The organism is Anaeromyxobacter diazotrophicus (assembly GCF_013340205.1).
Classification (GTDB): domain Bacteria; phylum Myxococcota; class Myxococcia; order Myxococcales; family Anaeromyxobacteraceae; genus Anaeromyxobacter_A; species Anaeromyxobacter_A diazotrophicus.
Map to the genome: position 1 here is coordinate 162,311 of NZ_BJTG01000006.1, position 20,941 is coordinate 183,251.

19 protein-coding genes are annotated in these 20,941 nt (G+C 74.6%); 7 read left to right on the top strand and 12 right to left on the bottom strand.

From position 1 onward, the window contains the following. Positions 1 to 4: 4 nt before the first annotated feature. On the top strand, positions 5 to 478 hold the full coding sequence (locus HWY08_RS13675; RefSeq protein WP_176066090.1) for a DUF4265 domain-containing protein: 474 nt from the start codon (positions 5 to 7) through the stop codon (positions 476 to 478). Between the two features lie 26 nt (positions 479 to 504). Here the strand turns inward: HWY08_RS13675 and truD are convergent, their stop codons facing one another. Together truD and HWY08_RS13685 are read right to left on the bottom strand one after the other, a co-directional pair. Next, entirely contained in the window at positions 505 to 1,809 is a 1,305-nt protein-coding gene (truD, locus tag HWY08_RS13680; protein WP_176066092.1) for a tRNA pseudouridine(13) synthase TruD, read from the bottom strand. Positions 1,810 to 1,849: 40 nt separating this feature from the next. Beyond that, positions 1,850 to 2,044, bottom strand: a complete 195-nt coding sequence (locus HWY08_RS13685) for a hypothetical protein (RefSeq protein ID WP_176066094.1) — start codon at positions 2,042 to 2,044, stop codon at positions 1,850 to 1,852. A gap of 221 nt (positions 2,045 to 2,265) precedes the next feature. Here HWY08_RS13685 and HWY08_RS13690 point away from each other — a divergent pair, with 221 nt between their 5' ends. Both HWY08_RS13690 and HWY08_RS13695 read left to right on the top strand, forming a co-directional pair. Next, the gene (locus tag HWY08_RS13690) at positions 2,266 to 2,544 is read left to right on the top strand and encodes a hypothetical protein (protein ID WP_176066096.1); all 279 of its coding nucleotides are present in this window, start codon (positions 2,266 to 2,268) and stop codon (positions 2,542 to 2,544) included. Positions 2,545 to 2,577: 33 nt separating this feature from the next. Next, a complete protein-coding gene (locus tag HWY08_RS13695) occupies positions 2,578 to 3,300 on the top strand; it encodes a PHP-associated domain-containing protein (RefSeq protein ID WP_235969627.1) in 723 nt (240 codons plus the stop codon). 27 nt (positions 3,301 to 3,327) lie between these two features. Here HWY08_RS13695 and HWY08_RS13700 read toward each other — a convergent pair whose 3' ends face one another. Together HWY08_RS13700 and HWY08_RS13705 are read right to left on the bottom strand one after the other, a co-directional pair. Then, the gene (locus tag HWY08_RS13700) at positions 3,328 to 4,020 is read right to left on the bottom strand and encodes a hypothetical protein (protein ID WP_176066098.1); all 693 of its coding nucleotides are present in this window, start codon (positions 4,018 to 4,020) and stop codon (positions 3,328 to 3,330) included. Between the two features lie 44 nt (positions 4,021 to 4,064). Continuing rightward, on the bottom strand, positions 4,065 to 4,277 hold the full coding sequence (locus HWY08_RS13705) for an Em GEA1 (EM1) (RefSeq protein ID WP_176066100.1): 213 nt from the start codon (positions 4,275 to 4,277) through the stop codon (positions 4,065 to 4,067). A gap of 158 nt (positions 4,278 to 4,435) precedes the next feature. Here HWY08_RS13705 and HWY08_RS13710 point away from each other — a divergent pair, with 158 nt between their 5' ends. Next, positions 4,436 to 6,223, top strand: coding sequence for an adenosylcobalamin-dependent ribonucleoside-diphosphate reductase (locus tag HWY08_RS13710; protein ID WP_176066102.1), 1,788 nt, complete (start codon positions 4,436 to 4,438; stop codon positions 6,221 to 6,223). Between the two features lie 458 nt (positions 6,224 to 6,681). Continuing rightward, on the top strand, positions 6,682 to 7,593 hold the full coding sequence (locus HWY08_RS13715) for an HAD family hydrolase (protein WP_176066103.1): 912 nt from the start codon (positions 6,682 to 6,684) through the stop codon (positions 7,591 to 7,593). Between the two features lie 38 nt (positions 7,594 to 7,631). Here the strand turns inward: HWY08_RS13715 and HWY08_RS13720 are convergent, their stop codons facing one another. The 5 genes from HWY08_RS13720 to HWY08_RS13740 all read right to left on the bottom strand — a co-directional run bounded on the left by HWY08_RS13720 (position 7,632) and on the right by HWY08_RS13740 (position 14,327). Next, positions 7,632 to 9,596 (bottom strand): hybrid sensor histidine kinase/response regulator, encoded by a 1,965-nt coding sequence (locus tag HWY08_RS13720; RefSeq protein ID WP_176066105.1) that lies wholly within the window; start codon positions 9,594 to 9,596, stop codon positions 7,632 to 7,634. A 123-nt stretch (positions 9,597 to 9,719) separates the two neighbouring features. Then, the gene (locus HWY08_RS13725) at positions 9,720 to 10,205 is read right to left on the bottom strand and encodes a CxxxxCH/CxxCH domain c-type cytochrome (protein ID WP_176066107.1); all 486 of its coding nucleotides are present in this window, start codon (positions 10,203 to 10,205) and stop codon (positions 9,720 to 9,722) included. A 459-nt stretch (positions 10,206 to 10,664) separates the two neighbouring features. Then, positions 10,665 to 11,168 carry an FKBP-type peptidyl-prolyl cis-trans isomerase gene (locus HWY08_RS13730; protein ID WP_176066109.1) on the bottom strand — a complete coding sequence of 168 codons (504 nt, stop codon included), beginning with the start codon at positions 11,166 to 11,168 and terminating at the stop codon, positions 10,665 to 10,667. Between the two features lie 73 nt (positions 11,169 to 11,241). Continuing rightward, positions 11,242 to 13,575 carry a glutamine amidotransferase gene (locus HWY08_RS13735; RefSeq protein ID WP_176066111.1) on the bottom strand — a complete coding sequence of 778 codons (2,334 nt, stop codon included), beginning with the start codon at positions 13,573 to 13,575 and terminating at the stop codon, positions 11,242 to 11,244. Beyond that, a complete protein-coding gene (locus tag HWY08_RS13740; RefSeq protein ID WP_176066113.1) occupies positions 13,575 to 14,327 on the bottom strand; it encodes a DUF4159 domain-containing protein in 753 nt (250 codons plus the stop codon). The genes HWY08_RS13735 and HWY08_RS13740 overlap by 1 nt, the downstream gene beginning before the upstream one ends. 128 nt (positions 14,328 to 14,455) lie before the next feature. On the opposite strand from HWY08_RS13740, the gene HWY08_RS13745 reads away from it, so the two are divergent. Continuing rightward, positions 14,456 to 15,127, top strand: coding sequence for a hypothetical protein (locus HWY08_RS13745; protein WP_176066115.1), 672 nt, complete (start codon positions 14,456 to 14,458; stop codon positions 15,125 to 15,127). A 10-nt stretch (positions 15,128 to 15,137) separates the two neighbouring features. On the opposite strand, the gene HWY08_RS13750 is transcribed toward HWY08_RS13745, so the two are convergent. Next, entirely contained in the window at positions 15,138 to 15,842 is a 705-nt protein-coding gene (locus HWY08_RS13750) for a DUF6250 domain-containing protein (protein WP_176066117.1), read from the bottom strand. After that, positions 15,839 to 16,792 carry a sigma-70 family RNA polymerase sigma factor gene (locus tag HWY08_RS13755; protein ID WP_176066119.1) on the bottom strand — a complete coding sequence of 318 codons (954 nt, stop codon included), beginning with the start codon at positions 16,790 to 16,792 and terminating at the stop codon, positions 15,839 to 15,841. Before HWY08_RS13755 ends, HWY08_RS13750 begins: the two co-directional genes overlap by 4 nt. A gap of 253 nt (positions 16,793 to 17,045) precedes the next feature. On the opposite strand from HWY08_RS13755, the gene HWY08_RS13760 reads away from it, so the two are divergent. Continuing rightward, positions 17,046 to 19,019 carry a DEAD/DEAH box helicase gene (locus HWY08_RS13760; RefSeq protein WP_235969628.1) on the top strand — a complete coding sequence of 658 codons (1,974 nt, stop codon included), beginning with the start codon at positions 17,046 to 17,048 and terminating at the stop codon, positions 19,017 to 19,019. A 467-nt stretch (positions 19,020 to 19,486) separates the two neighbouring features. Here the strand turns inward: HWY08_RS13760 and HWY08_RS13765 are convergent, their stop codons facing one another. Continuing rightward, entirely contained in the window at positions 19,487 to 20,800 is a 1,314-nt protein-coding gene (locus HWY08_RS13765) for a M23 family metallopeptidase (protein WP_176066122.1), read from the bottom strand. Positions 20,801 to 20,941 lie beyond the last annotated feature (141 nt).

Below are 20,941 nucleotides of genomic sequence, written 5' to 3' on the forward strand. Positions count from 1 at the left end.
TGCGATGACGGAGAACGAGGCTCCGGGCGGGTACGTGCGGCTCCTCGTCTCGCTCGAGCGCGAGGCGGAAGCGGAGGTCGAGGGCCCCGAGGACGAGTGGCTGTGGGCCGAGCCGCTCGGGTCGGAGCGTTTCCGCGTCGAGAGCACGCCCTTCTTCGCGTACGGCCTGTCGCACGGCGACGTCGTCCGCGGTCGGGAGGACGGGGAGACGGCGCGCTTCAGCGACGTCGAGCGCAAGAGCGGGCACCGCACCCTGCGGGTCGCGCTCGACCTCGACCTCGACGTGGAGCGCCCCGAGATCCAGCGCTTCCTGGACGACCTCCTGGCGCTCGGGTGCACCTACGAGGCCATGCCGCCCAAGATCGTCGCGCTCGACGTCCCGCCCGAGGTGGAGGTGGGCGAGGTGGTCACGCGGCTCCAGACGCAGCGCCGCGACGGGGTGCTGGTCTGGGAGTGGGCGGACCCGCGGCCGAGCTAGCGGCGGCGCCCGGCCGGGAGCCTCGCTCAGCGCGCGGGCTTGGCGCGCGCCGCCTTGCGGGCGCGCTTCTTCGCCAGGAAGCCGGTCTCGCGGCGCTTCGCGTGCAGCTCCTCGGCGGTGGGGCGCGGGGGCTTGGCCGGCTTCTTCGCCTCGGGGCCGGGGGTGAGCGTCCACCAGAAGAGGCGCTTCACCACCAGGGTGGCGTAGGCGCCGGGCGGCAGGGTGAAGGCGACGTTCACCCGCAGGCGCCCCTTGTTGAGCTCGTCGCGGGAGGGCTCGCTCACCACCAGCTTGCCCGGGACGACGAGCAGCGGGCGCTCCTCGTGGTCGAAGTGGATCTGCGGCGCGCCGGGCACCGCCAGGCTCGCGAGCGTCATGTCCTCGCGCCCCAGCACCGACAGGGCCGCCTTCTCCACCGCCGGGTCGTCGAAGCGCGAGTCCGGGGCGAGCAGCGGGAAGGTGCGCCGGTGCAGCAGCCGCGCCTGGGCGGGCTCGAGCGCGCGCGGGAAGAGGAGCGTGCCGGCCTGGTACCGGATGGAGACGAGCCGGGAGACCCCGACCACGTCGCGCAGGTACTGCTTCACGCCCTCGTTCCAGAGCCAGCTCTGGTAGGCGAAGACCTGCAGCCCGCGCCAGCGCGGCTCGGTGCGGAGGAACGCGCCGAGGAAGTCCTGGGGGTGGAGCCTGAGCCAGCGCAGCACCGGCGCGTAGCGCTCGGCGCCCGGGTAGGGGTTCTTGAGCTGCCACTCCCCCCAGTGCTCCTTCCAGAAGGTCTTCACCCGCGCGTCGGCGGTGCGGTCGAGCTCGCTCGGCCGGGCGAGGTGGTTCCGGAGCGCGGCCTCGGCGTCGCCGCGCATGAGGTCCTTCACCAGGAACCCCTGCCCGTGCTTGAGCGAGCCGAAGCGCTGGGAGTCGAAGTAGTCGACCACCCCGATGCGCTGCACCTCGGCCACCGCGGCGGGCAGCCGCGCCACGTCCTCCTCCGAGAGGTCGCGGACGGTCACGGCGAACCGGTTGGAGGTGGTGTTCACGGCCGACAGCGGCGCGCCCGTCCGGCCGAGCGGCTTGAGCCGCAGGTCGGGGTCCTGCAGGTCCACCGGCTTGCGGCGCACCGCGACGAGCTGGGTCGTCCGCCCCTGCTTGTCCTTGAGCCCGCAGTAGCTCACCTCGGCCGGCTGCACGCCCGCCCGGGCGCAGATGCGCTCCACCGCCTCGAAGGTGGAGAGCTTCTGCTTGTCCATGAGGTAGACGAACCACGCGCCGCGCGGGTCCTGGTCGAAACGCCACGATTCGGTGACGGAGAAGTCCTCCGGCCGCTGCTTGAGCTTCATGGAATCCCTGGGCTCGGCCCGCGGGCCGGCGGCGCGGCCGCTAGGCGGCGCCCCGCTCCCGGTAGAAGAGCACGATGGTGAGGCAGTGGAACTCGTTGTCGGAGGACTGCCTGACGACGCGGTCCACCACCTCGAGGTCCGCGTTCGAGCGGAGCCAGCGGGTGACGTGGTCGCCGAGCTCCTCGCGCTCCTTGGCCTTCGTGGCCGAGAAGACCTTCACGCCGGTGAAATGCACGCCGCTCCCCTGCTCCGACCCACTCACGCCTCACCCCCGGCGGGAAAGCACCGGGTCGAGTATGGCACGCGGTTTTTCCAGCTGTCAAAGGAATGATGTGCGCAAGCGCCGGCGCCGCCAGGAGAAATCGGCCGCGTCCGACTCGCTGGGGCCGGGGGGTTCGTACCCGGCCCGCCGCTGCCTACATTGCGACCATCGTGCCGCCGCGCGGCGGAGGAAAGATGCACACGCTCACCAGTCCGGCCGTCCCCGACGGGAAGAAGAGCTTCGCCGTCGAGTTCATCAACCGCATCCGCTCGATGGACTCGTCGGTGCTGAACGCCCTCATCCAGCGCGAGGCCGGCGAGGAGTTGGCGCAGTTCTTCCTGTCGTACAGCGCGCGGCTCATCTCGCGCGATCCGGAGCGCGTGCTCGAGAACACCTCCAGCCTCATGCTGATGGGTTACCTCATCCGCGCGGCCGAGGAGGAGATCGAGCGCCGCCAGATGGCCCGCGCCTAGCGGCCGCCCCGCGCTGGCGGGCGCGCGCGCGGCGTGCTAATCCGCCTCGCCATGCTCATCGACCTGCACGTCCACAGCCACCACTCGCCCGGCGGCGCGCTCGCGCCCCGCGACATCGTCCGCCGCGCCAAGGCGGCCGGGCTGGACGGCGTGGTGGTGACGGACGTGAACTCGCTCGACGGGCTGGACGAGGTGCGCGCCGCTGGCCGCGAGGAGGGCCTGCTCGCGCTGGTGGGGGCGGAGCTCGTCACCGATCACGGCCACTACCTCTGCTACTTCCCGGACCCGGCGCGCGTCCCGGCCCCGCCGCAGATGTTCGGGACGACCCCCTGGCGCGTGCGCGACGTGGTCGAGCGGGTGCGCCAGCTCGGCGGGGCGGTGGTGGCCGCGCACCCGTACGACAAGAGCATCGAGCGGCCGAGCGGCGACTTCATCTTCTCGCTCGAGGGGCTCACCGCGGTCGAGGGGCTGTGCGCGCGCCGCAAGGGGCCGGCCAACGATCTCGCGGTGGAGGCCGCCGACCACATGAGCCTGCCGTGCGTGGGGGGCTCCGGCGCCCACGACACCCTCGACGACGTCGGCAAGGCGGCGACGCTCTTCCGCGAGCCGGTGGCCACCGAGGCCGACCTGGTGCGGCAGCTCCTCGCCGGGCACGTCTTCTGCGTCGCGGTCGGGGTCACGCCCCAGGAGCCGGCGCGCGGCGGGCGAGACCGCGGCGGCGAGCGCCGGCGCGGCGGCGGCCGCGAGCGCCGCTGAGCGGCGGCTCGCGGGCCCAGCTCCGCGTCACCGGAGCGGCTCCCACCGCTCGAGCTTGTCGTCCTGCAGGTAGGCCTTGCGGTCGCCCCCGGACCAGGACCACGCCTCGGTGTGCGCCGGCCGGTCGATCACCTTCTTCTCGGGGTAGCCCCAGGCCATCTCCACGGCGCGGGCGCTCATCCCCTCGACCAGCCGCTTCCGCTCGACGGCGGCGCGCTGCGGGTCGGGCAGCGCCTGGAAGGCGGTGAGCGCCTCCGGCCCGCCGAGGTACCGCTCGAGCTCGACGCGCACGTCCTCGGCCGAGGCGAGGGTCTGGGGGAGGACCAGCACCAGTGGCCGCGGCTCGCCCTCGAGCGAGAGGAACACCCACGGGTGGTAGCGCGGCGTCATGACCACGCGTCGGGCGATGATCCAGCCGGTGGGGAACTCCACCTTCTCGATGCGCAGGGGCGTCCCGGGCGCGAGGACGCGCTCGGCGGGCGGCGGCGCGATGGCGTCGCCGGCGGTGTCCTGGAGCAGATCGAGCTCGTCGAACGGCTGGTCCGAGACGAGCATCCGGCCGGCGTCGCCGTAGAACGGCCCGGCGTAGAGCGCCACCTTCGCGAACCGCCGCTGCCCCTCGAGCTCGCGCGACTTCTCGCGCTCGGTGTCGGGGACGGAGGCGCGCGGGTAGCACCCGGCGAGGGCGAGGGCGAGAACGGCAGCGAGGGCGCGGCGCATGGGCGAGTGGTATCGCACCGGCGCCGCCGCGCGACAAGCGGTCGCTATTCGCGCTTCGTCCCGCCGCGCTCCTCGGACGGCGGGGCGGCCCGCCCGGCGGCCTTCCCCTCCTCGATGAGCTCGCGGACGCGCTGGCCGCCCTTGTGGCCGAGCTCGGAGTACCCCTCGCTCCCGAGCTGCTGCTTGCGCGCCTCGCCGCCCAACCGGCCGGCCTCGCGCACCGTCATCTGGCTGTGACCCTTCTCCTTGTGCGGCATGACGACTCCTTCCCTCCACGAACTAACCTGGGAGCGGACCTCGCGCAGGGCAAGGGCGCACTCTGCCGCCGCGCGCTGCGCGAGCGCTCGCATGGCCGGCCGCCGTGGGCGCGGCGGGCCCGGCGGCGCGGCGCGGCCCGGGCCGCTAGAAAACGGGGGTGGCGAGGCTCACCGACAACGCGCGCGCCGTCCTGGCGCGCCGCTACCTCCTGCGCGACGACGCCGGCGCGGTGCTGGAGGAGCCCGAGGGCCTGTGGCGCCGGGTGGCGACCGCGCTCGCGGCGGCCGAGGAGCCAGGCGAGCGCTCGCGGTGGGCCGAGCGGTTCGAGGCGCGGATGGCCGGGCTCGAGCTCCTCCCCAACTCTCCGACCCTCATGAACGCCGGCCGCGCCGGGGGGCAGCTCGCCGCCTGCTTCGTGCTGCCGGTCGACGACGACCTCGCCTCGATCTTCGACGCGCTCAAGTGGGCGGCGCTCATCCACCAGTCGGGCGGCGGGACCGGCTTCTCCTTCTCGCGCCTGCGGCCGAAGGGCGACCTCGTGCGCACCACCCACGGGGTGGCGAGCGGCCCGGTCTCGTTCATCCGCGTCTTCGACGCCGCCACCGAGACCATCAAGCAGGGGGGCGTGCGGCGCGGCGCGAACATGGCCGTGCTGGGGGTCGAGCACCCCGACGTGCTGGAGTTCGTCGACGCGAAGCGGGGCCCGGGGCTCGAGAACTTCAACATCTCGGTGGCGGCGAGCGACGCCTTCATGCGCGCCGCGCAGCGAGGGGAGCCGTTCGCGCTGCGCCACCCGCGCAGCGGCGCGCCGGCGGTCGAGGTGTCCGCCCGCGAGCTCCTCGACCGGATCGCCGGCGCGGCGTGGGCCTCGGGCGAGCCGGGCCTCGTGTTCCTGGACCGCGTCGAGGCGGCCAACCCCACCCCCGACCTGGCGCGCTTCGAGGCGGTCAACCCGTGCGGCGAGCAGCCGCTCCTGCCCTTCGAGGCCTGCACGCTCGGCTCGATCAACCTGGGCCGCTTCGCGCGCGGCGGCGCGGTCGACTGGGACGGTCTCGCCGCCTGCGTGCGGGACGGGGTGCGGCTGCTCGACGACGTCTTGACCGTGAACGTCTGGCCGCTGCCGCAGATCGCGGCGGTCTCGGCGCGGAACCGCAAGATCGGCCTGGGGGTCATGGGCTGGGCGGACCTGCTGGTGCAGCTGGGGGTGGCCTACGACGCGCCGGCGGCGCTGGCGCTCGCCGACGAGCTCATGGGGTTCGTGCAGCGCGAGGCGCACGCGGCGAGCGAGGCCCTGGCGGCCGAGCGCGGCCCGTTCCCGGGCTTCGCGACCAGCGCGCTGGCGCGCGCGGGCGGGCGGCCGCGCCGGAACGCGACCGTCACCACCATCGCGCCGACCGGCACGCTCTCCGTCATCGCCGGCTGCTCCTCGGGCGTGGAGCCGCTCTTCGCGGTGGCCTACGTCCGGCACGCGCTCGGCGGCGTGAGCCTGGAGGAAGAGCACCCGGAGCTCCTGGGCCGCCTGCGCGCGCTGGGGGCGGAGGCCGCGCTGCCGCGCCTGCTCGCCAACGGCCGCGCGCGCGGCGTGCCGGGCGTGCCGGAGGAGATCCAGCGCGTCTTCGCCACCGCCCACGACGTCGCGCCGGAGGTGCATGTGCGGATGCAGGCCGCCTTCCAGCGCCACGTCGACAACGGCGTCTCGAAGACGATCAACCTCCCCCGGGAGGCGACCGTCGAGAGCGTGCGCCGCGCCTACGAGCTCGCCTTCGAGCTGGGCTGCAAGGGCATCACCGTCTACCGCGACGGCACGCGCGAGGGCCAGGTGCTCACCCACGGCGTGGCCGCCGCCCCGAACGGCTGCCCCCAGTGCGGCGGCCTCCTCACCCGCAGCGGCGGCTGCGAGACCTGCCAGGCCTGCGGGTACGCGACCTGCGAGACGACGGAGTAGCCCAACTGCCCTCGCCCGGCATCGCGGGGACAGGAGTCACCCCGCCGCCCCGCGCCCGCGCGCGCGTCGGCGCCCGTGCTCCGCGCCGCGCCGGAGGTCCCAGCGGCCGGAACGCGCACCGCGGAGCTCGTGACGCGGCTGCGGAATCTTGCACCGCGGCGCCTGCGCGCCGCGGTGCTTCGGTCAGTCCTCGCCGCGGGCACGGCCCACCTGGCGCGTTCCGGCGAACCCGGCGCCCGTGGCGGCGCTCCGCAATGGCGCCTCGTGCGCGCGCGGGCTCGGGGCGGCTGTCAGCCGCGGGCGAGGCGACCCGGTTCACGCTCGCCCCTCGCGCGCGCTCCGGCGTGGCGCGGTCACGCCACGCCCGCCGTAGCGTGACGGGTGCGCCGCTAAGGCTCGGCGTGAGCTTCCCCTGCGCCCATGCGCGATGTGGGAGCAACCCGGCTACAATGCGCCCCGTGCCGCTCCGCGCCGTCGTCACCGACCTCGACAACACCCTGTACCCCTGGGTCGACTACATCGTGCCGAGCCTGGAGGCGATGGTGGCCTCGCTCGAGCAGACGACGCGGCGGCCGCGGATCGACATCATCCAGTCGCTCAAGGCGGTGTACGCCCGCCACGGCTCGAACGAGTACCCGTTCGCCATCCAGGAGTCGTCGCTCTTCCACCCGTACGACTCGGACTTCGACTCGTTCGACGCGCTGGTGGTGCGGCCGGCGCAGCGCGCCTTCGCGGAGGCGCGGCGGCGCTACCTCGCGCCGTACCCCGCCGTGCGCGCGACGCTCCTCGCGCTCAAGGACCGGGGCATCCCCGTCGTCGCGCTGACCGACGCGCCCCGGAACGCCGTCGAGTACCGGGTGCGGCTGCTCGAGCTCGACGGGCTGCTCGACGCGGTGTACGCGCTGCGCTCGTACCGGCTGCCGCGCAACGTGAACCCGGAGATCCGCCGCCGGGACGCGGCCGGCTACTACCGCCTCAAGCAGACGAAGGTGATCGAGCTGCCCCGGGCAGCCGAGAAGCCGGCGCCCATGGGGCTCCGCCGCGTGCTGGCCGACCTCGGGCTCGAGGCCTCCGAGGTGCTGTACGTCGGCGACAACGCGAAGAAGGACATGGCCCTCGCGAAGGCGTGCGGCGCCGTCGGGGTCTGGGCCGAGTACGGGACCTACATCTCCGCCGAGTACCGCGACCGCCTGGCGGTCATCTCGGCCAAGAGCGTCACCCGCCGGCACGTCTCGGACGAGGTGGCCGACCCGGGCCTCCGCGCGCCACCGCCGCGCTGGCCGCTCGCCATCTCCTCCTTCGCGCAGGTGCTCGAGGTGCTCGAGGGCGCGCGCTGGACGCGCCCCGGCCGCGCCGCGCCGGCGAGGTGAAGCGCTTCGACGGCGGGAGCGAGGACCTCGCCTCGCGCTCAGGAGCCGTCCTGGGCCGAGCTGGCCCAGTCGGCCGCGACCATCTTCATGAGGTCGTCCGGATCCGGCGGCTTCGCGACGTGCGCGTCGAACCCCGCCTCGCGCGCGCGCAGGCGGTCCTCGGGCTGGGCGTAGCCGCTCAGGGCGATGAGGCGCGTGGAGCTCAGGGCCTCGTCGCCGCGCAGCGCCCGCGCGACGGCGTAGCCGTCGATGTCGGGGAGGCCGATGTCGCACAGCACGACGTCGGGCCGCACCCGGCGCGCGAGCTCCAGCCCCGAGCGGCCGTCGCGAGAGACGTGCACGCGGTGCCCGCCCCACGCGAGGAGCTCGGCCAGCGAGTCCCCGGCGTCCAGGCTGTCCTCGATGACGACCACCACGCGCGCCCGGGCGGCGGCCGCCACGGCCCTCCGCGCCGAAGCCGCGCCGCCGGGGGCGAGCGGCAGGGTGACGACGAACTCCGCTCCCCGGCCCGGCCCCTCGCTGCGCGCGCGCACCGACCCGCCGTGAAGCTCGACCAGGCCCTTCACCAGCGCGAGCCCGAGCCCGAGGCCGCCCTTGGTCCTGGCGAGCGACTGCGCCCCCTGGGCGAACGGCTCGAACATCCGGTCCACCTGCGCCGGCTCCATCCCGACGCCGTCGTCGCGCACCCGCAGCTCCGCCCGGCCGTCCGCCGCGCCCAGGCACACGACCACCGTCCCCCCGGCCGGCGTGAACTTGACGGCGTTCTGGAGCAGGTTCCCGAGCACCTGCGTGATGCGCGTCGGATCGACGTCGACCCACGGCGGGCGGGCCGAGTGCTCGACGCGGAGCGCGACCCCGCTCTGGTCGAACAGCGAGCGCAGGTCGTCGGTGGTCTTGTTGACGACGTCGCGGAGGTTGACGTGGCTGCGGTGCAGCTCGACCTTCCCGCGCGAGATGCGGGTGACGTCCAGCAGGTCGTCCACCAGCCGCGTCAGGTGCTCGGTCTGGCGGCGGATGACCTCCTTGGCCCGCGCCGCCTGCTCGCTCCCCGGCGCGGCGCGCTCCAGGAGGTAGATCGAGTTCCGGATCGGGGCGAGCGGGTTCCGGAGCTCGTGCGAGAGGACGCCGAGGAACTCGCTCTTGCGCTTGTCGGAGGCGAGGAGCGCCGCCTCGGCGTGCTTCCGGTCCGTGATGTCCTGCCAGACGTTCAGGAACCGCCGCTCCCCGCCGAGGTCGACGGGGCGGGTCCGCACCAGCACGTCGCGGACCTCCCCCGACTTCGTGTGGTGATGGACCTCGTACTCGCTGCCGCCCCCGGCCGCGATGTCCGCGATGTGCCGCCGCACGTCCTCCGGCCGTTCGTCGGCGTCCACGTCGGCGAGGCGGAGCTGCGCGAACTCCTCGCGGGTGTAGCCGAGCTGCCGGTGCGCCTGGTCGTTGAAGGTGAGGATGCGCCCCTCGGCGTCGTTGACCACCACCCCGCTCGGCGCCAGCGTGAAGACCGAACGGTACAGGTCACGGCTCTCGCGCAGCGCCTGGTCGGCGGTCATGCGCTCGGTCACGTCCATGACGAACCCGTGCCAGAGGGTGCTCCCCCCGGGTTCGCGGAGCGGCATCGACCAGCCCTCGATCCAGCGCGGTCCCTTCGTGGGGTGGTCGTAGCGGAACTGGTCGTGCCACGGCGTCATCGCGCGCTCCGCGGCGGCGACGGACGCCGTCAGCCGGTCGCGGTCGTCGCGGTGCACACGCGCGAAGCAGGGCGCCATGCTCTCGGCCAGGACCGCCTGCGGGATGCCGTACAGGTCCTCGATGGCGGGCGTGCTGAGCGGCATCGAGGCGCTGCCGTCGGCGTTCAGGCGGTACGAGCACACCACCCCCGGGACGCTGGCCGCGATCTTCTCGAGCCGGTCCTTCAGCGCCGCCAGCTCCAGGGCGGCGGCGTCTTCGCGCGGGTGCGCGCCGCCACCTGTCGCCAGGTCTGACTTGAGCCGCTGCTCGGCCATCGCGCACCGCCCCGCAATCGGAGGCGGTCACGATATCATTGCCGGGCGCGCGCTGGACGGAGCCGGCCCCGCCCCGCCGTCAGGCGGCGGCGCGGCCAGCGACCGCGAGCGTCGCGCCAGGCCTCAGTGACACCCGAAGCAGCTGCTCCTCCACCGGGGAGCCACCTCGACCGTTCCGTTGCGGTGCAGCGCAGCGCACGGGCCGAAGGTGCCGCCGGGCCCGCAATTCGTCGCCTGGCTGAGCGTCAGCACGCCGCCCGAGCTGGTCACGTCGGGATGGCAGAACGAGCACTCGTTCATCGCCGCGTCGCCGCCGTGCGTGCCGCTGTGCCAGGTCTTGGTGCGCGCGTCCGGCGGATTGTCATGGCAGGAGACGCAGCCCCCCGCGACCGCCGAGTACCAGGGGGGCGTCGTCACCGGCGTACCGCCGAAGCTCGCTCTCTCGAGCGTGGCCTCGCTGTCCACTCCGCACGCATAGTACGTGAAAGTGCCCGCCGGGACCATGTGGCACGCGACGTTGGAGCAGGTCTGGGAAGCGATGTCGTAGCTCGGACGGGGCAGGCCGCTGGCGGTGGCCACGGGCGCGAACGAGATGAGCTTGACGCCCACCGGGCCGCACTCTCCCACGGTGCAGTGACAATCGTTGCACTGCGCCCCCGCGGAGTTCTTGTGCAGCTGGTGCGGGTCGATCGGGGTGAGCGCCCCCGAGCGCCGCGAGGTTGGAGGGGAGCTCGCCGCCGCACCGTTCTCCGGTGTCGAACCGCCACATCCCGATGCGGCCGACAGGACCAGGGTCGCAAGCAACCAGGCTGCGGCGCCCTCGCGCAACTTCGCTGTCGCCATGATGGTCCCCCCCCCCGACTGCCACGGGCGGCGTCGGAAGGCTGACACCCCGAGTGCGCGTCCCTGCAACGCGCATACCCGTGCTGACCGTGGCTCCTCGGCGAGGATTTCCGAGACAATACAAAGCCCTGGCGTTTATCCCAGGGTGAATACCGCGCGCGCGACAGGGCGAGAAGACGCTACGCTGGGTGAAGCCGCGCAGGGCTCAGCCGCCGCGACGCCCGTCTACTCGTGGTGGTGGTCGTGCTCGTGGGCGTCGCCGGCCCCGTGCACGTGCCCGTGCTCGAGCTCCTCCTCGGTGGCGGCGCGGACCTCGCGCACGGTCACCGCGAAGTGGAGCGTCTTGCCGGCGAGCGGGTGGTTGAGGTCGATGACGATCGACTCCGGCTTGACCTCCCGCACGACGAACGGCACCGCCTCGCCGTCCTCGCCCTGCGCCAGGAGCTCCATCCCGATCGCCGGCTGCATGTCGGCGGGGAAGGCGTTCTTCGGTACCTCCTGCACGCCGCGCGCGTCGTGCTCGCCGTAGCCATCCTGCGGCGCCACCACCACCTGCTTCGCTTCGCCGGCGGACAGTCCCTCGAGCGCCCGCTCGAGCCCGGGGACGATCTGCCCCTCGCCGTGGATGTAGGCCATGGGCTCGCCGGGCGCGGACGCGTCCACCACCTTGCCGTCGCCCAGGTGGAGCTCGTAGTCCACCGACACCACGCTGCCCTTGCCGACCTTCATGACGCCTCCGAACGGGGTTGGCCGGCGGTCATAGCAGAGCGCGCGCCGGAGCGCACGGCGGACGGGGCTGGGGCTACCAGTAGCCCCAGCGGCGGCGCAGGGTCCACTCGGCGCCGAGGGAGGCGACCAGCGCGGCGAGGAACCAGCCGCGGTCCCAGATCGGCACGTCCTTCCGCCGCCCCACCTCCACCACCTCCGCCTCGGCCAGGTGCACCGGCGGCAGGCCCCGATCGGCGCTGGAGAAGGCGCCGCCGGTCGCCTCGGCGATGGCCCGGAGCAGCTCGGGTCGGGGCGCCGCGTCCGCGTCCTCGGGCCCGGAGGCGCGCACCGCGACCGCGCCGGTGGCGGTCTCCACCGGAGCGTCGGGCGGGCAGGGCTCCTGGCGGCAGCGCGGCCGGGCGGTCGCCACCACCTTGTAGGCGCCGGGGCCGGGCGGCACGAGCTCGAGCCGCGCGGTGCCGTCGGGCCCCGCGACCGCGTCGCCGCGCGCCACGGTCTTGCCGTCCTCCCCCACGAGCTCGCCGTGGACCGGCAGCCCGGCGCCGGGCCCGTAGTCCGGGGTCCGCACCGCGACCGAGAGGCCCACCGGCTCGCCCGGCTCGACCGAGGGGCGGTCCGGCTCGACCTGCACCGGGGTCAGGGACGGATCGCGCACCAGCCAGCGCAGGGCGTTGTTCCAGAAGCGCTGGTAGGCGCGCGAGGACCCGCTCTCCTCGGCCGCGACGAAGCCCCAGGTCCACGAGGCGTCGGTCGCGAGCGCGAGCGCGCGCCCCGAGCCTGCCTCGCGCACCGCCACGAGGGGCGCCGCGCGGCCCTCCACCTGGACCGCCGGCGCCTCGAGCAGCACGCGCGCCCCCTGGCCGGGCGGCAGCGGCCGGGTGCGGTTCAGGTCGGGCAGGGGCGGGAGCGCCGCCCAGGCGGCCTCGTTCGGCGCCTCGCCGGCGGCGAGGCTGGTGACGGGGTGGCGGCGCCCCTCGGCGGTGAGGCGCGGCCTCGCCTGCGTCTCGGCGATGCCGAGCCCGTCGGCGGCGTCGACCGGGAGCACCTCGGCGAGCGCCGTCTGGCCGTAGCGCGCGTCGCCGAAGCTCTGCTCGCCGCCCACCATGGCGAACCCGCCGCCCCCCTTCACGTAGTCGCGCAGCGCCGGCAGGAAGCGCTCGATGTCGAGCGAGCGGTAGGGCTGGTAGGCGAAGTTCAAGAAGATGACCGCGTCGAAGGTGCGGAGCTGCTCGCCGAAGATCTCCGCCACCGGGAAGGGGATGAGCGACAGCTCGTCCTGGCTGCCGGGCTGATCGCTGGCGGTGCGCAGGATGAAGAAGCTGATGAGGTCGACGTTCGGGTCCTGCTTGAGGAGCGTCCGCAGGAACCGCTCGTCCCAGCTCGGCCGGCCGGCCACGAGCAGCACCCGCACCCGATCGCGGATGACGCGCAGCACGAACGAGCGCGCGTTGTTCTCCGCCACCGCCTCGCCGGGGTAGACCGGGGCCGCCACCGTGAAGACGAAGGTGCCGGTGGTGTCGGGCGCGAACGAGAGGGGCAGGGTGTAGCGCTCCTTGCCGGGCTCGAGGCGCACCGCCCCGCGCGCCACCACCGCGCCTTCGCGGCGGAGCACCACCGGCACCTCCTCGCGGCCGAACCCCCGCGCCGTGAGCGTCACCTCCACGGTGACCGTGTTGCGGACGAAGGCGAAGTCGTCCACCGCCACCCGCTCCACGGCCAGGTCCTTCGGCGCGGCGCTGCCCACCGCCACCGCCGTGATCGGCACCCCGAGCGCGCGCAGCTCGGCGCGCGCCGCCGGGGTGAGCCCCTCCGCCAGTGCGGCGTTGTCGGCGCCGTCCGAGATCACGACCGCGCCGGCGAGCTTGCGGCCGCCCCCGCCGCCTGCCGCCGCCTTGAGCGCGCCGAGCAGGTCGGTGCGGCCGCCGTCGGCCGGGCCGCCCCGCGCCAGGGCCGCCGGATCGGCGGGCGTGAGCTCCCGGTCGAAGGTGTGCCACTCCAGCGCGACCCGGTCGCCGAGCCGCTCCAGCTCGCCCCGGTGCCGCCGGAGGAGCTCGGCGGCCGCGGCGGCGCGGCTCGGGCCCCCCGGCTCGACCGGGAAGCGCATCGAGCGGGAGCCGTCGACGAGCACCGCCAGCCGGCTCTTCACCCGGGAGGTCTGGAGGAGGCGCAGCGCGGGCTCGAGCAGCAGCGCCAGGGCCAGCAGGGCCGACGCGGCGCGGAGCGCGACGAGCGCGGCGCGCCGGCCCGGGCGCGGCTCGCCGGCGAGGCCGCGCCAGGCGAGCGCGACCGCGAGCACCGCCGCCGCCGCGAAGAGCGCGAGCGCCCAGCCCGGCCAGGGCGCGAGCGAGGTGAGGCGCCAGTCGTTGTAGCCGGCCTCGAGGAGCGGGCCGGGCCGCAGGCCGAACATCAGCTCCTCCGCCGCAGGATGAAGGGGAGGTGGACGGCGTCGTCCTTGTAGTCGGTGCAGAGCGCGTACATCGCGACGTTCACGCCCAGCCGGAAGGCGGTCTCGCGCTGCGCCTCGCCGCCGGGGGTGCAGGCGTACTCCCACTCGCCGAGCGCGCCGCGGGCCCAGGCGCCGCCGAGGTCGTTCTGCGAGTAGAGGACGGCGAGGCGCCCGTCGAGCAGCTGCGCCTCCAGCCACGGCTTCACGAGCAGCCGGCCGCCCTGGTGATCGAGCAGGTAGAAGCTCTTGTACAGGACGTGCTCGCGCGCGACGCGCAGGAGCGGCGAGGCGGGGAGGAGCGCGGCCAGCTCGCGGCGCGCGGAGGCGTCGAACCCGCCGCCGTCGGAGCCGTCCGCGGAGTCCACCAGCAGGAACCCGCCGTGCTGCAGGTGCCGCCGCAGCGCCGCCCGCTCGGGCTCGGTGAACGGCGGGAACGCGCCGTCCCCCGCCAGGTACAGGAAGGGCAGCCGGTGCAGCCCGGGCCGGCCGGCGCGGACCGGGACCGCCTCGGGCGCCGTCTCGATGCTGGTGCGCTGCGCCAGCTCCCACTGCAGGCGCCGCAGCGCGGTGGGGCGGGGGTTCCAGCGGCCGCCGTGCTCGAGCTGTCCGATGGCGAGCTGCGAGGCGGCGGGCACGGCGGCGCGCGCCGGCCGCGGCAGGGCCAGCGCCGCCGTTCCCAGGGTGAGCAGCTCGAGGAAGTCGCGTCGCCGCATGGCTCGAGGAAGGTCCGCGCCGCGGCGCCGGGACGCCAGCGCCGGGAGGGTTCGAGACTACTACGGAATCGCGCTTCCGGCGGCGAGGAGCCGCTGCTACATTCCGCCCGCATGAAGGTGCCTCCGCCATGAACGGGATGCTCGCGCTCCTGCAGGCGTGGCTCGCCCGGGCGGAGCAGCTGGCCGGGAAGCTCCCGCAGGTGGCCACCGACCTCACCCGCGGCGCGTGGCCCGCCGCGGTGGTCGCGCTCGCGCTCGGGATCGCGCTGCTCGTCGCGGGCGTGCGCCTCGGCCGCGTCCTGGCCGCCGCTGGGGCGGCGGCGGTGGGCTGGCTCGCCGGCTCGACGTTCATCCCGTCGTTCGAGCTGTGGAACCTCCCTCCGGCGACGCCCGCCTGGGCGTCGGCGCTGGTGCTCGGCGTGGTGGCGCTCGGCGCCCCGGAGATCTACCCGGTGCTGGTCCTCGGCATCCCCGGCTTCCTGCTCGGCCGGCAGGTGGCGGTGGCGGGCAAGGCCTGGCTGGGCGGCCTGGCCGGGGCGGTCGTGCTGGGGCTCCTCGCGCTCTGGCTCCGGCGCGCGGTGCTCGCGGCGACGGCGGCCGCGGCCGGCGCGGTGCTGACGGTGGCGGCGCTCCTCGCCCTGACCGCCGGGGTCCCCCGGCTCGCGGCGCTCGCCCACCGCCCGCTGGTGCTGGCGGCCGTGACGGGGGTGCTGGCCGTGGCCGGGACCGCCTACCAGCTCGGCACGACGCGCCGGACGCGCCCGAGCTGGGGCGAGGGCCGCCCGTCTCTGCGCGACTGACCGCCGGCGCCTAGAGCGGCTCGATCTTCAGGTTGTCGAAGAAGAGGTCGGCCGCCCATCCGGAGAAGCCGAACCGGTCGTGGCCGGGGCCCTCGAGCGGCTCCTCGTCCTCGTACTCGAGGAAGAGCGCGCCGTCGACGAGCCAGCGCAGGGTGTCGCCGCGCCGCTCCAGCCGCATGTGGTAGGTGCGCCCCGGCTCCACCTTGCGGTCGGTGCGCTCCTCGCGGTCCTCGCCGTGCTCGTCGAGCCGGGCGATGACGCTCACCGTGTTGCCCCAGCCCCCGAAGATGCAGACGTAGCCCGAGGCGTGGCTGCGGCCGTCGCCGAAGACCTCGAACTTGATGTCGCCGGCGCGGTCGCCGGAGCCGGTCTCGCTCCGGGCGTCGAACTCGATCGCGACTTCGCGCGGCAGGCGCATGGCGAGCCAGAGCGGGTTGTTCTTCGCCTCCGGCGCCCACAGCTCCCCGCGGGCGAGGCGCCAGTGCGCACCGGTGGTGAAGTAGTCGCGGCCGATCGCGGCCCGCTCGAAGCGGTCCTCGAAGCGGGGCCCGGCCACGGTCACCGGGGCCTCCCCCCGGAGCGCCCCGTGGAGGAGGGCGGCGTTCCCCGCGAGGACGCAGGCGCCGAGCGCCGCCCAGCCGCGCCACGACAGCGGCCGGTCCGGGGCGCCCGCGGGCTCCCGCTCCGGCGCCGGGGGGGAGGGGACGGGCCTCATTCCGGGGGCGTCATGAGCTCGAAGTCGGGGATCTCGTCCCGGAGCTCGTCGCGCAGGCGCTTCACCAGCTTGGCCTCGATCTGCCGCGCCCGCTCGCGAGTGAGCTTGAAGTGGTCGCCCACCTGCTGCAGCGTCAGCGGCTCGGCGCCGTCCCGCGGGAGCAGCCGGCGCTCGAAGATGAAGCGCTCCTTCTCGTCGGTGAGGGAGCGGGCGAAGCTGTCGAGCTTCTCGCGGAAGAGCCGCTTCAGCTCTTCGTCGCCGAGCGCCTCGTCCGCCCCGGGCTCGTCCCCGGCGTACCGCTCGAGGCGCGTCTGCCGCGCGGCGTCCTCCGACCCGCCCGCCGGCGCGTCGAGCGAGAGGTCGTCGCTGCCCATCCGCGCGGTCATCTCCTCGATGTCGCTCGCGTCGACGCGCAGGTTCTTGGCGAGCAGCTGCGGGGTGGGGTCGATGCCGCGCGCGAGGAGCTTCTCCCGCTCCTTGGCCAGGTTGAAGAAGAGCTTGCGCTGCGCCTGGGTGGTCCCGAGCTTCACCATCCTCCAGTTGTCCATGATGAACCGGATGATGTAGGCGCGGATCCACCAGGCGGCGTACGAGGAGAGCTTGACGCCCTTGAGGGGGTCGTACTTCTTCACCGCCTGCATGAGCCCGATGTTGCCCTCCTGGACCAGGTCGAGCAGGCTGAAGGCGCTGCGGCGGTACTCGTGCGCGATCTTCACCACCAGGCGCAGGTTGGAGGCGACGAGCTTGTAGGCCGCCGCCACGTCGCCGGTCTCGCGGTACTGGACCGCCAGCGCGTGCTCCTCGTCCCGGGACAGGAGCGGGTGGCGCGACACCTCCGCCATGTAGGCGCGCAGCGGGTCGTAGCGGACGAGCCCGCCGCCGGACGGGCGCCGGGGGGCCGGGAGCGACCTCTTCGCGGCCGCGGGCGGCTTCTCGGGAGACGTGGCCATCGCTGGGAGAGGAGACGCGGCGAGGGTCGCGCCCGCGCCTTACATACGGAGGTGTTGTGATATAAGCGTCGCGCCTTGCGATCAAGGCGTCTCTTGGCGCATGGCGCGTTCGCGGGATGCGCGCGAGCCTCCGTCGCGACGGGGGCTCACGCGTTCGAGCGAGCCGCCATGCGCCGCTGAAGCGGCGGTGCATCCCTGCGCCGCCCTGGAAAGCGAGCTGCACGTGGACAGCAAGACGAATGGGGAGGGCGCCGTGGCGCCCTCCTCCGACTACGTCGCCGAGCGGACCTTCGACGACCTTCACCTCTCCGACGAGCTGCGGCGCGGCATCGCCGATCGCGGCTACACCCGCCCGACCCCGGTCCAGGCGGCCACCTTCGGCCCGATCGTGGCCGGCAAGGACGTGATCGTCCGCTCCAAGACCGGCACCGGCAAGACGGCCGCCTTCGGCATCCCCATCCTGGAGAAGATCCCGGGCGGGCGCCGGCGCCCGTCGGCGCTCGTCATGTGCCCCACCCGTGAGCTGGCGCTGCAGGTGGCGGAGGAAATCGCCGCCCTCGCCAAGCACAAGGACCTGTCGGTGGTCGCCATCTACGGCGGCGCCTCGATGGGCGACCAGCTCGACGCGCTGAAGCGCGGGGCCGAGATCGTGGTCGGCACCCCGGGCCGGATCCTGGACCACATCCGGCGCCGCACCCTCGACCTGGGGCAGATGCAGGTGTGCTGCCTGGACGAGGCGGACGAGATGCTCAACATGGGGTTCTTCGAGGAGGTGACGCACATCCTCGACCACCTCCCCGACGCCTGCCAGCAGCTGCTCTTCTCGGCCACGGTCCCGGCCGACATCGAGCACCTCATCTCGAAGTACCTCACCGAGCCGGAGACCATCCTGCTCTCCGGGGACGAGTACCGCGTCGACAACATCCGCAACGTCTTCTTCCACACGGTCGAGGACTACCCGAAGCCGCGGAACCTCCTCTACATGATCGAGATGGAGGAGCCGGAGAGCGGCATCGTGTTCTGCAACACCCGCAGCGACACCGGGCTCGTCACGGCGGTGCTGAACCGCAACGGCTACGACGCCGAGCTCCTCAACGGCGAGCTGCCGCAGAAGGAGCGCGAGCGGGTCATGGCCAAGGCGAAGCGCGGCGAGGTGCGCTTCATGGTCGCGACCGACATCGCCGCCCGCGGCATCGACATCTCGGACCTGACCCACATCATCAACTACTCGCTGCCCGAGGACCCGGCGGTCTACCTGCACCGCGCCGGGCGCACCGGCCGCATCGGCAAGAAGGGCACCGCGCTCTCGCTCGTCTCCGGCGCGGAGATGATGACCCTCAAGGCGCTGCAGACGAAGTACGGCGTCACCTTCGAGGAGAAGACGCTGCCGCCGGCGGAGGAGGCGCGGCGCATCTGGACCGAGCGGCGCGTCGACGAGCTCAAGGAGGCGATGAGCTCCACCGTGTTCGAGGCGTTCATCCCCCTGGCGCAGCGGCTCAAGGCGCGCCCGGACGGCGACTGGCTCATCGCCTTCGCGCTCAAGTACTTCTTCTCGCACCTCCGGATGGAGAAGGTGCAGGAGCAGGCGAAGGCCCAGCACAAGCGGGAGGAGCACGAGCAGCGCACGGAGCGCGCCGAGGCGCCGCGGGCGGAGCTCCCGGCGCGCGGCCGGCGCGGCGCCGATCGCGCGCCGCGCGGGGTCGAGCACCGCGAGCGGGGCGAGGCGGAGTCCGAGGGCCGCGGCCGGCGCGAGCGGGCGGTGGGCGAGGCCGAGGGCGGCGGCCGGCGCGGGCGCCGCGGCGGCAACCGCGCCGTGCGCGGGCTGGAGGAGCAGGGCGCCGCCACCCCCACCTCGATGGCCGCGGGCACGTCGAACGGGCACGCGGAGGCGAGCTCCACCCCGACGAGCGAGATCAGCGTCGAGCGCGGCCGGGGCGTGGCCCCGGCGCCCGAGCCGAGCGCCGGCGAGTCCGCGCCGCAGCGCCCGCCCCGGGGCCGCGTCTTCCTGACCTACGGCGAGAAGGACGCCGGCGACGAGGCGAAGGTGCGGGCGGCCGTGGCGGCGCTCGCCCCGGGCGTCGAGCTGCTCGGCGTCGAGGTGCGCCAGAACCACAGCTTCCTCGAGGTGGCCCCCGAGGCGGTCGAGCAGACCGTGGCGGCGCTGAACGCCAAGGAGTGGGAGGGCAAGCCCCTCGCCGCCGAGAAGGCGCGGCGGCGCCGGCGGTAGCCTCGGGGCCCGCGAGCGCTGCTCCCCTCGGCCCGCATCGCGGGAGGGAGTCCGGCGAGACCGCATCTCCCCTCGCATCGCGGGGAGAGGGGCTCACGGCGACGCCGACTTCACGCCAGGCGCGTGGCGGGGAGCCCCTGCCGCCCCTCGCCCGCGCGCGCGTCGGCGCCCGTGCTCCGCGCCGCGCCAAGGCTCCCTCGGCCGGAACGCGCAACGAGGTGCTCGCGACGCGGCTGCGGAATCTTGCGCCGCGCCGCTGCGCGCCGCGGCGCTTCGGTCAGTCCTCGCCGCGGGCGAGGTCCCCTGGGCGCGTTCCGGCGAACCTGGCGCCTGTGGCGGCGCTGCGCAATGGCGCCTCGTGCGCGCGCGGACTCGGGGCGGCGCGAGAGCGGCCGGAGCTCGCTCTCGGATCCGCCGGGCGGAGAGGGCGACGGGGCTCGCCCGGGCACCGCACCAACAGTGATGGACTAAGCGACCGGCGCGCCGTCCAGCCTCGCCCGCAGCGGCGCCACCTTCGCCTCGAAGTCGGCGCGGTGCTTCTCGGCGATGGGCGCCTCGCGCGGCACCTTGAGGCTGAGCGGGTTCACGAAGGCGCCGCCGCGGCGCACCGCGTAGTGCAGGTGGGGCCCGGTGGAGCGGCCGGTGGTGCCGACCGCCCCGATGAGCTGCTTCTGCGAGACGCGCGCGCCGGCGTGCACCGCCACCGCGGAGAGGTGGCAGTAGACCGTGTCGAGGCCGTTGCGGTGGTGCAGGGTCACGGACTTGCCGCAGGCGCCGTTCCAGCCCGCCTGCGCCACGGTGCCGTCGCCGACCGCCCACACCGGCGTGCCGGCGGGCGCGCCGTAGTCCACGCCCTGGTGAGCCTTCACGTAGCCGAGCACCGGGTGCATGCGGGAGCCGAAGCCCGAGGTGAGGTGGGCGTACTTGAGCGGCGACTTGAGGAAGCCGCGCCGCGCGCTGTGCCCCTGGTCGTCGTAGTAGCTCGTCTGGCCGGTGGGGTCGGTGTAGCGGAACAGCCGCTTGGCGCCGGTGACGGCGCCCTCGTAGCCGGCGGCCAGCACCTCGCCGTAGCGGAGCAGCTTGCCGTCGGCGAAGACCTTCTCCACCAGCACCTTCATGCGGTCGCCGCCGCGCACGTCCTGGTAGAAGTCGACGTCCCAGGCCAGCACGTCGGCGGCCAGGACGGCCAGCGCCGGGTCCTCGCCCGCCTTCTGCAGGCTCTCCCAGACCGACCCGCGGATCTCCACGTCGACCCGCGCCACCTCGGTGGTGAGCGCGACGGTGCGCTTCTCGCCGCGCAGCGCGCCGCCCTCGCCTGGCAGGACCGTCCACTCCTCGGCGGCGCTCTGGCGGTAGGTGAAGCGGCGCAGGCCCGCCTCGCCCTCGACCCGCTCGACCTGGATCTGGTCGCCCGGGCGGGAGCGGCGGAAGGGGAACTTGTCCGCCAGGGCGGCCAGGATCGCCTTCGCCTGGCCGGGGGCGAGCTGCAGGCGCGAGAGCGCCTGCGAGAGGGTCTGGTTCCGGGCGAGCCGGACGGTCAGGACCGACATGCGCAGCGGCGGCCGGGCGGGGGGCGCGAGGGCCACCGCGGGGGACGCCGGGGCGACCGCCGGCGCGGCCGTGGGCGCGGACGCGAGCGACGCCACCTCCGCCGGCACCGGGGCGCGCAGGCGCCCCAGGGCGCCGAGCAGCGAGACCGCGAGGATGGCGGCGAGGGCGGCGGAAGCGGCGAGGAGCCTGCCACGGCCGGGCTGCGGGGCGCTGTCACGGCGGTCGGTCACGCGCCCGGCAATCTAGCAGCTGGCGCGGGTGATCCCAAGGTCCGGGGACACGGAAAATTCCGGCCCAGGTGAGCCGGTGTGGTCCGGGGTGGCGGGGTGATCGACGGGTGGGGCCCCCGCAGGCGGGGAGGGCGGAGCCCT